The 2,233-nt window shown below is 24.6% G+C and carries 2 protein-coding genes; both read right to left on the bottom strand.

Going from position 1 to position 2,233, the window contains the following annotated elements; genetic code table 11:
* Positions 1-203, bottom strand: a 203-nt coding sequence (locus HUJ77_RS15390) for a hypothetical protein (protein WP_291710153.1), incomplete at its 3' end; no start/stop codon positions are given.
* Positions 204-467: 264 nt separating this feature from the next.
* A complete protein-coding gene (gene rlmD / locus HUJ77_RS15395; protein WP_291710155.1) occupies positions 468-1,832 on the bottom strand; it encodes a 23S rRNA (uracil(1939)-C(5))-methyltransferase RlmD in 1,365 nt (454 codons plus the stop codon).
* Positions 1,833-2,233 lie beyond the last annotated feature (401 nt).

The raw sequence follows: 2,233 nt of genomic DNA on the forward strand, positions 1-2,233 counted from the left end.
ACTGCTACACCCTTAGTTTTTCCTTTTTCATTGTATATAATTGGAGCAAGATTTTCATTTCCTAATAGAATAATTTTATTATGACTTCTAAATTTATCATTTGAATATAAGTTTATTTTTATTAATAAGCTAAGGGTAGTTATTACTATCAATAAAATGATAAAATTAAATTTCTTTTTACTTTGTATTTTCTTTTTAATCATTAAAAATCACCTTTAATGTCATTTATTACTAACTCTTTATATTTGTATTCATTATATAATAGTTTAAAGGTAAATACATCTGATTTTTATACAAAAACATTCCTTTTATCCTATTTTTTACATTTTTTTATTTTAAATTAAAATTATTATTGAATTTAACAATTTATTAAATTCAATAATATTAACATCTCTATTTCATACTTTCACGTATAAAAAAAACAAAATCCTTTAGGCTAATCTAAAGGATTTTGTTTTTTTATACTCTTATCTACTTTTTAGAAAGGCTACATTTTCTATGTGGCTAGTGTGAGGGAACATATCTACTGGTTGAACAACTTCAGTCTTATATCCCTTTTCTTCCAATATCTTTAAATCTCTTGCTAAAGTACTTGGATCACAAGAAACATAAACCACTCTTTTTGGCTTAGCTTTTTCAATAGCATCTAGAAGTTTTATATCACAGCCCTTTCTTGGAGGATCTACAACTATCACATCAGGAACTATACCTTTTTCAATTAATTCAGGTATTATTTCTTCTGATTTTCCAACAAAAAATTCTGCATTATCTATATTATTAATTCTAGCATTTTCTCTAGCATTGATAATAGCTGGTTCTATTATCTCTACGCCATAGACTTTTTTTGCTTTTTGAGAAAGGAAAAGTGTAATAGTTCCTGTTCCACAATAAGCATCAAAAACAGTTTCTTCTCCTGTTAATCCTGAATATTCCAATGCTTTTGAATATAGCTTTTCTGTTTGCATAGGATTTACTTGGAAGAATGATAAAGGTGATATATTAAATTTAAAATTATCTATGTAATCTGTTATTGTATCTTCACCCCATAAGGTTATACAATTTTGTCCTAAGATAACATTAGTATTTTCTTTATTTATGTTTAAGATAATACTCTTTATACCTTCTACATTATCTTTTATTAATTCTATAAATTTCTCTATATGTTCAATTTTTTCACTTGTTGATACTAGAACCACCATAACTTCATTAGTAGTAAATCCCTTACGTATCATTATATGTCTTATTAAACCATTCTTATTAAAAACTCCATCAATGCTAGCAGCTGAAATATTATATTTTTTCATCCATTCTCTTGTAAGTCCAGCAACTTTATCAGCTATCTTATCTTGAATTAAGCAAGTATCTAAGTTTATAATATTATGGCTTCTTGGTGCATAAAAACCAATACTTAGTTCGCCATTTACAATACCAACTGGTAATTGAACTTTATTTCTATATCTTTCTGGATTTTCCATTCCTATAGGATACATAACTAGTGAATTATCTAGTCCACCTATTTTTGATATACAATCTTTTACTCTTTCAAATTTATAATCTAATTGCTTTTTATAATTCATATGCTGAACTGTACATCCACCACATCTTTTATAAACCTTACAACTTGGTTCAACTCTTTCATTAGAAGCCTCTATTACTTCTAGTAATTTTCCATACGCATAATTTTTCTTAACTTTAACTATTAAAGCTTTTACTTTTTCTCCTAAAATAGCTCCTTCTATAAATATAGGATATCCATCTATCTTGGCTATACCTTCTCCTTCATATCCTATACTTGTTATATCTAATATATATTCATTGTTCTTTTCAACCAAATTATCCACCTCTTAAAACCTTGCAAATTTAATGATTTCTAAAGTTTCATCTTATAATAGCATAAAAATATATAAAATACAAAATACTATTACACAATAATTCTATAACCCTTTCATCCTATTTAAATGTAAAAAAATAGGCATCATATGATGCCCGTAGCCAGAATTAAGTTGCCATTTAATTCCATAATAATATTATTACATTATTTAATACATAATATACATTATAACTTAAGATATATCAATATAAATATGAACATTTTGTTAATTATCTATTTTTGTATTACATTTCAACTAATTTTATACTGTATTATAACTATATTTTTACTTTTTATAATTTATATGATAATAATTTTCAATTATCTATTTTTTTATTATAAATTTTTTAAAAGAATATATAT

This window comes from Clostridium sp., from assembly GCF_021443865.1.
Classification (GTDB): domain Bacteria; phylum Bacillota; class Clostridia; order Clostridiales; family Clostridiaceae; genus Clostridium.